This is a genomic window from Prevotella dentasini JCM 15908 (assembly GCF_000614065.1).
GTDB classification, from domain to species: Bacteria; Bacteroidota; Bacteroidia; order Bacteroidales; family Bacteroidaceae; genus Prevotella; species Prevotella dentasini.
The window spans coordinates 21,790-30,215 of the sequence record NZ_BAKG01000023.1; the positions used below are offsets into that span (position 1 = coordinate 21,790).

Genomic DNA, 8,426 nt, shown 5'->3' on the forward strand with positions numbered 1-8,426 from the left:
CGCAGCCATTTCCGGAGACGGGCAACACCGACGAACAACAACTAACATAAATACGTACAGACATGAAAAAACTTAGAATCCTGACATTTCTCCTGAGCTGTATCGCAGTCTTGGGAATGACCTCCTGCAACGACGACACGCCGGCCAACACCGAAACACCGCTCACCGACAGCCAGATAGCCTACGGGTTCAGTCTGCTGAAAGGCACGCACACGGGCATCCTCGTACACGGCACGGGCGAGTACCGCAACGGAAAGCAAATCAACGACACCGTGAAAGTATCGTGGGAGTTCCAGAACGACAGCTCGCTCGTCATCCACAAAGTTCCGGGCAACATTCTGGCAGCCAACATTACCGACGTAGACATACGCAAAACGATGGTCGGGCAGGGCGAGCAGGACATCAGGTGCAGATACTCTTTCGTCTCGGTAGACCCGCTCGTGATAGCCATAAACCCGAAACCGCAGACCTACGAGAAGCTGAACTACAACGGAAAAGACCATAAGGTGGAGCTTCTCTACCTCCACAACAGTGCCTATTCCGCCGGAGCAATCGACAAGCAAAGCCAGCAGTTCTCCATGCAGGTCATAGCATTGGCAATCAGAATCGACGAGAAGCAATATCAGACTTTCAAGACAGCGAACGCGCTGATGTTCTATTCCGACGACAAAATCGTGCTGCCGGGCACTGCCCGATAGCATTGTCGGCCAACCATAGAGTAACGCCAGCTGCGGCAGTGAAGGAACGCGCGTCCTCCGCTGCCGCAGCTTTGTGTCAGAATGGTTGCAACATTTATATTTTTATATTCTTTTTTTGAATTCTTGTTTTTTTTGTTTAATTTTGTGGCAAATTCATTAATCTCAAACAAAATGTATTATTTAAAGACGCTACCCTATATGCTTTTGAGTCTGTTTGTGTGGATTCCATCAGGCAATACTCTTTCTCAGAGTTTATTACCTCAAGAAACAATAAACCTCAAAGCTGGAATTTTTTACAGAAATACGATGAAGACCTTTGTCCCGGGTGCCGGAGGTTCTAATTGCCTATGGGACTTTACAGATTTGGATATATCAAGATCTTCACATAAAGTTATCCAACAGACAGATAGTTTAGGGCAAATAGTTGTTGCTGACGACAGGCGGGTTATACATTATATTGTAAGAGGAGATAGTCTTTTGGAAATGGGATACGAGACACCCTTAAAAGAAATGTCCTACTATAAGCCACTTTGCTGTATAAAATATCCGATGGAGTTGGGTGATTCAATATCTAAAGATTTTGGAGGATATGGAACCTATTGTGGGGATCATTGTTTCAAGGAAAGTGGTTTCTACAAAGTCGTTGTCGACGGTATGGGAGACATTATTCTTTCCGAGACCGACACCTTGAAAAATTCCATCCGCATCTATAAACTCAAATCGTATTCCATAGCCATGGATATTAACCCCTCCAAGATTGATTCTTCGCAACTAAAGCAGGTAATAGAAGAAAAATACGAATGGTATGTGAAGGGATATGGAAAGCCTGTTTTTGAGACAACTACGAGTACCAGTTATTTAAACCTATCCCCATTGGGCACTACCCAGTATGCATATTGCAATCTTCCAGAATATCAAATGTACAATGTGGATGAAGATAACGAGGAAGAGACTAATACAAACAAAGAAGAAAGCAGTCAGGACATCTTCCACTATAATGTAAACGTTAATGGGCATCGTGTTGAGGTGAATTATAGTCTTGACGCAAAAGCCAATATTACTATGCTAATATCTGATTATATGGGAATAATCTATTATAGCCAGAGATTTACACTGGATAGGGGATTAGGATATCAAGCTCATTTCGATATTGGAAATTTGCGTCCTGACGTATATATACTATACATCAATGTCAATGGAAAAACTTACCATGAGAAAATAAAGAAATCGTAAAACTTATTATAATCGCATTTAACTTGAAACTTCTGAAAATTTATGAGTAAAAAACCTCTCTCCCATATAGGGTATATAAGACAGCCTTTGCTTGTCATCTGTCTACTGCTTTCCTGTTCTATAAAGGCGCAAGTCAGGGAAATCAGAAATGTGCCTTCTCCTGAAGTTGCCAACTTGGGTACATTCGGAAGTGTTCCCGTAGGACATTATACAGGTACACCCAATATTTCTGTTCCACTATACACTATGAATGTTGGCAAGATTTCCATTCCACTTCAGGCAATGTATCACGTCTCTAATGTGAAACCGCATACTCCACCCTCTTGTCTAGGCATAGGCTGGGTTCTCTCTGCCGGTGGATATATAGCACGGAACATCAAAGGAGCCCAAGACGAAAAAGAGACATCTTTTACCAAGGCAGGGTTCTACTTTAATCATAATAAAATCAATCAGATAGAGAGGAGTCCAGATAAGGACCTCAAGCTAAAAGAACTCACTCATTTGTTTGGTAATGACTGGTATGAACTGGCTGCAGATGAATTCTTTTTCAGCTTTAACGGTTATAGTGGTTCTTTTTTTATGGATAAAGATGGGCAGTGGAGAGTTATATCCGATGATGATATCAAGGTGGAGTTCGATGACCAAAATGGATTCAAGACGATTGAAGACATGAAAAGAAGATTTGATTTGTCCGGGTATCCTCTTAACACAAACAAAAGATTCTTTGACAGATTCACTCTAATTACCCCCGATGGAACCCGATACGAGTTTGGAGGCGGCAATGCTACAGAATACAGCGTTCCCTATTACAATCAGGTCAACGGGGATATAGTGGCAACCTGTTGGCGGCTTTCAAAAATAACAACCATAGACAAAAGAGTTGTCAACTTCGAGTATGCTGCGGACTCATATATGTGCGATATTCACTATGCACCCCAGAGTGTTGTTGTATATAAAGCCGGCAAAGACCCTTTGTGTCAAGAAAACTATGGCCGTACTGGCTATTCCGGCTTTCTGATGATGCCGTCACGCTTAATTAAAATCAGCTATAATGATGTAGCTATCAACTTTAGTTATAAACGGGATACAGCTTACGGAGAATTATTTCTTGCTAATACAGGCTGCCTATATTGGTATAAAAAGGAAGGTGTACCTTATGATAAACAAGCCCGATATATGTATGGCTATTGGGAACAGCAGTTTAATGCCAACAAATTCTCTCTTTTTATGAACATACGTCCTTTACCCTCGGAAGAGGAAACACGGAAAAACATTGCAAAAAAAATAACACAGGATTACTTATCCAACATATCCATTAAACTATCAAACAAAAAAATTCTGGACATTAGTTTCGACTTCCTTTCGTCAATAAAGAAAAGGAGGCTGCTTTCTCGTATTGCATTTTACACAACGGCAGATTGCACGACTCATACTATGGAGATTGAAGGCGTTAATCACCAAGGAAAGACAGGTTCTTCTGGAAATAGTATCAACCCCGATACGTCATCTCCCAATTTAGACACAAAGAGAACAAAAAATAATGGACTTAACTTAAATGACGGAAATATATTTCTTGATAATCTAATTGATGATAATTTTAAGACATCAAAACAAATAAAAGAATACGAGTACAATTTTGAATATTATTTGGATACCAATCCTAAGAACCTATGGCCAACCAGAAATCCTTTAACTTACACCGATTCATGGGGATATTTTTCCAAAAATAGCCCTAATACTTTCGATTATAGGGAATGGCGAATGGGAGAATCGTATGGTCTAGATAAATTCACTATAAGACCAGCATCACTTGCAAGTACAGAAATATTTGCCCTTAAAGACATCACATATCCTACAGGCGGAAGAACTTCGTTTGAGTATGAGCTAAACGATTTTTCTGCACAATTCGTTTTACAGGAAAAATCCGTGAAGAGCGCAACAGGGAATGCTGGTGGGCTTCGTGTCAAATCATTGAAGAACTATGATTCGACAGGAGCCTTGCTCTATTCAAAAGACTATATCTACAAGAATCGGATAAATGGCAATAGTAGTGGTATTTCTAAGGGAAAACCATGTTTTTATGACCGCATATACTTCAACGATAAAAAAAGCGAATTTATAGATTTCTATTCCTTCGATGACATAAATCCCTATCCTATGAACTTCAACACCCCTGCGGTTGGATATTCTACCGTGTTTGAGGAGCTAAAGGACAACAACAATAAACTGCTCAAACGTACTAAGTATCAGTATACGAATTATGATAGGGATGCTAATAACAACTATCACATGGATAAAGCAGCAGACTACAAAGCCTATGTCTATGGAACATACGCCAGTGCAGCTTTTACAAGTATGGCGTTTGAAAGAGGAAAATTAATATCGGTAGAGGTTACAGACGCAGATAATAAAGTTTTAGAAAAAACCACGTTTGATTATTGGCGGTCAGTGGGAGAGCCTTATTCTACAATTTCCCATGAATGTCATTTGGACTATAATCAAAACTTCTTCGGATTCTCCTATCTATATAAAACATATACCAACAAATATTTAATATCTGTAAATAAGAGAGAGGAAACGACAGAAAATGGTATATTCAAGACCAAAACAGATTATTGGTATTCAAACAATGGTATGCTGCACTCAAAGAATATAATATCCGACAATGGCAACTACGAACGTATATCTTATACATATAGCTTCGATAATTCAAGTTTTTCGTGGTTGACACAAAGGAATATTCTGGTTCCTGTTGGAATAGACAGACACAGCAATGAATATTTGGTACAAGAAAAGTTCTTTTATTCTCCATCAGCCAATGGAATACCTTATATTTCAAGGAAAGAAATAACACGGGGTATTAAATGGGGTATTGGAGCATTCAAGAAGTCCACAACGACTACAGAATACGTTGTTGAAAAAGCTGATGAGTACGGCAATCCCATTGTCGTGGATGACCGTGGAATAAAAACCATTATGATATGGTCACATCAAGGTCAGAGGATGGTTGCTGCTATTCAAAATGCAACCTACGAAGACGTTAAAAACGCCTTGGGGTGTATTCCCGAGAGCATCTCGGGTCTGAACAAACCGTCAGTTTCTCTTGAGGCACTACGTATCCATCTCGGAAAGGCTTTGGTTTCAACCTATGAGTATGATAACAGACTTAACCTGATTAGCAGGACAGAACCCAATGGGCTGTGCTTTCTGTTCTCATACGACTTACTTGGTAGGCTTACCGCTGAATATCGGAAAGTTAACGGCAAAGTAGAATTGCTAAAGTCTTATACATATAACTACTATACCAAATAATAATTAGAAAAATGGAATCACAGCACATATATTCATATATCTACCTGACATTAGCCCTGCTTATGGCTTCAGGTTCTGCGAAGGCTCAGGAGAAAGCCAACTACATTCTTACCAAGACAAAAATAGCAAGTAATTCGAAAAACATCATGACTTACGATTTCTTCGACGGATTGGGAAGAGAAACTATAAAAGCTACAAATGGTATTGGAAACGGTGATGAATTCATTTATTCTTTCAAAGAAATTACAGGTGAGCAGACTATGACCAGAAATTGGCTGCCTGTAGTAGGAGGTAATACAATTGCTATTCCTGATGTAAATGAAATCAATCAGAAAGCTTCTGCCCAATACGGGGATAGTCATGCTTATGAGGAATACGAACATGACATTTTAGGGCGGCTTCGAAAACAATACAAGGCAGGCCATGCGTGGAAATCCAACCCCATCTCCATCTCATACGTTACAAACTCCGACAATGAAGTTATCAAATACAAAATTACAACAGCGAAAGGAATCAAGCCTGATGGAGACAGATACTACAAGAAAGGTACCCTGTTGGGTATCTGCACTATTGACGAGGACGGTATTAAGACAACGACCTATACAGACGTATTTGGCAAAAAAATACTGGAAAGAAGGGGAACTGACAACGATACCTATTATATATATGATGAATTCGGCAGGATTGCATTTGTTACTATGCCCGGACTCAAAGAACGATTTATCCTAAACAAAAATGCCTTTCAATACTGCGAATATGATATAAGTGGCAATCTCACAAAAAAAAGACTCCCCGGATGCTATTTCATCACATATTCCTACGACAAATATAACCGCTGTACCTCCATGCAGGATGGTGAGCTGCTGAAAAAGGGGCTATACAGATTTATGCTGTATGACAATATGGGTCGGCTGGCAGTGCAAGGGCTTTTGACCAAGCAACCCTACATAGACAATGGCTTGGTTTATTACTCCCGTGGGTCAGGGGGGATTGGCGGGACAGACTATAACATGCTGGACGGCACTGCGTTCAGATTGCCGATTGCAGCCATTGAGATAGTCAATTACTACGACGACTACGATTTCCTTAACGGTGCGAGCAGAGACCTTTTTCAAAATACAATCCAGCCCGTTTCGTCCTATGCCAAGGGGCGTGTGGCGGGATCTATAGTTTTGGCGTCGAATGGCGAGAAGATTGCTGTTCTGAATTCATACGACCAACTGGGAAATCTGGCTACAATCTGGAAAAGGGGGCTTGACGGAATTGTTGAGAAAACGGAATGTACCTATACATATACTAACAAGATTGCAGCCTCATCCGTTACGGTAAGCCACACAAAGGGAGCTTCCGTAGAGTTTCATGCTAATAACAGTTACAATCCCAACAATGACCGTCTTGCTCCATCACCCGTTGGGCAAAGGTAGACACCGCATCTACCGGGCAATTCACAGTTTCCTATAGCTATGACCGTCTGGGCAGGCTGTCCGGCATCAGCCGTCCCGTAAAGGGGGGATGGGAAGCCTTGCTTTCGACTATGACATCCATGGATGGCTTACGAGTATAGAAAGCGGATCGTTCTGCGAAAAACTGCACTATCACGACGGACTTGGAACACCATTATACAACGGGAACATCAGCAGCATCACATGGAAAGGCCGCAATGCACCACATGACAGAGGATACAGGTTTACTTACGACGACCTAAGCAGGGTTGTCAGTTCAGAATATGGCGAGAACAACTTTACAAAACTTGTCGGAAAGTACGACGAGAGGACTTACTACGACCGCAACGGGAACATCACCCACCTTGTCCGCAACGGCATGCGGCAGGACGGAAGTATAGGCTCCATAGACGACTTGCAACTGAAATATGACGGCAACCTGCTGGAATCGGTGGAGGAGCGCGCCCCTGCCATCCTCAATGTGAACTCACTTGATGTAAAGCGCAGCTCACAGGACATACGGTATAACAATAATGGCTCGTTGAAATGCGACGGTACACGGGGCATCACCAACATCGTATATGACAACAGCAACAATCCCGTGCGGATTCAGTTCGACAACGGCAACGTAACCAAATACGTCTATTCGGCTACGGGGCAGAAGCTGCGGAGCATCCACTACACGGCCGCCCCCAACATACACGTCAGCATGGACAGCATCTACAACGGCATAGAGGAAAACTTCCTGACGGTCGACTCCATGGACTATATGGCAGGCGGAAGCATCGTCTACGCCAACAATGCCCCTTCCATGATTCTTTTCGACGGAGGCTATATCGGTGCAAGCTATGCGGAGGGCCTGTGCTACGGCCGTCCCGTCAGGCATCCGGGCATGACCGACGAAGAATACCAAGGGCTATTGGAGAAATGGATGAAGCTGATGAACACGCAGACCCTTTCCCTTGACCTGAGGTTCTACACCAAGGACCATCTTGGCAACAATCGCGAAGTGATAGACACAGAGGGGAACGTCTGTCAGAGTGTCGACTACTATCCCTTCGGTACACCGTACTCCGACGGGGAGTCTGCAATGCTCGCCACAGGTCAGCAGTACAAGTACAACGGCAAGGAGCTTGACCCGATGCACGGCCTCAACACTTACGACTATGGCGCGCGGCAGTACAATCCCATCCTGCCACGCTGGGACAGGATAGACCCTCTGGCGGAGAAGTATTATAATGTCAGCCCGTATACTTACTGTGAAGATAATCCCATACGTTATATAGATCCCAACGGCAAAGAAAAACATGATGGAGTCGGCGAAAAAAATAACAACAACAAGAAATTACATATAATGGCAAAAGAAATACAAGATGACCCTAATGCTATCGTGATTGTAGCCCACGGAGTCGCTGACAACAATGGTTCAATTAATAGTTTCAATTTTAAAACATATAATAAAAAAAAGAATGTGTGGGAAAACCATTATATTTCAAATGGGAAGGATTTTGATAAATTATTAACTTCAATCTCCCCTTTATGGCGTAATTATAAAGCAGGCAAGTCACCATCTCCGAAGATTGTCCTGTTTGCTTGTGGAACAAATAAAGTCGCAGAAAGAATATCTCAAACAGAGTCTTTTAACGGTATTGATATTATAGCACCAAATGATAATGTTTTAGCATGGCCACAAAATGGTTATTTACCAATTGTTGGCCACCAAGTGAAAATATCAACAGAC

At 42.0% G+C, this 8,426-nt stretch carries 5 protein-coding genes; all 5 read left to right on the plus strand.

The window, feature by feature from the left end; all coding sequences use genetic code 11:
• Positions 1-62: 62 nt before the first annotated feature.
• Positions 63-698, plus strand: coding sequence for a DUF4840 domain-containing protein (locus JCM15908_RS10520; protein ID WP_084607871.1), 636 nt, complete (start codon positions 63-65; stop codon positions 696-698).
• 171 nt (positions 699-869) lie between these two features.
• Positions 870-1,931, plus strand: a complete 1,062-nt coding sequence (locus JCM15908_RS10525; protein WP_148295575.1) for a hypothetical protein — start codon at positions 870-872, stop codon at positions 1,929-1,931.
• Positions 1,932-1,973: 42 nt separating this feature from the next.
• Entirely contained in the window at positions 1,974-5,243 is a 3,270-nt protein-coding gene (locus tag JCM15908_RS10530; RefSeq protein WP_148295576.1) for an RHS repeat domain-containing protein, read from the plus strand.
• 11 nt (positions 5,244-5,254) lie between these two features.
• On the plus strand, positions 5,255-6,667 hold the full coding sequence (locus tag JCM15908_RS10535) for a DUF6443 domain-containing protein (protein WP_148295577.1): 1,413 nt from the start codon (positions 5,255-5,257) through the stop codon (positions 6,665-6,667).
• 88 nt (positions 6,668-6,755) lie between these two features.
• Positions 6,756-8,426: RHS repeat domain-containing protein (locus JCM15908_RS13785; RefSeq protein ID WP_036893165.1), on the plus strand; the 1,671-nt coding region annotated here is incomplete at its 3' end.

Coding starts and splice junctions, on each gene's coding strand:
- JCM15908_RS10520 (WP_084607871.1), top strand. CDS start 63: ATGAAAAAACTTAGAATCCTGACATTTCTCCTGAGCTGTATCGCAGTC.
- JCM15908_RS10525 (WP_148295575.1), top strand. CDS start 870: ATGTATTATTTAAAGACGCTACCCTATATGCTTTTGAGTCTGTTTGTG.
- JCM15908_RS10530 (WP_148295576.1), top strand. CDS start 1,974: ATGAGTAAAAAACCTCTCTCCCATATAGGGTATATAAGACAGCCTTTG.
- JCM15908_RS10535 (WP_148295577.1), top strand. CDS start 5,255: ATGGAATCACAGCACATATATTCATATATCTACCTGACATTAGCCCTG.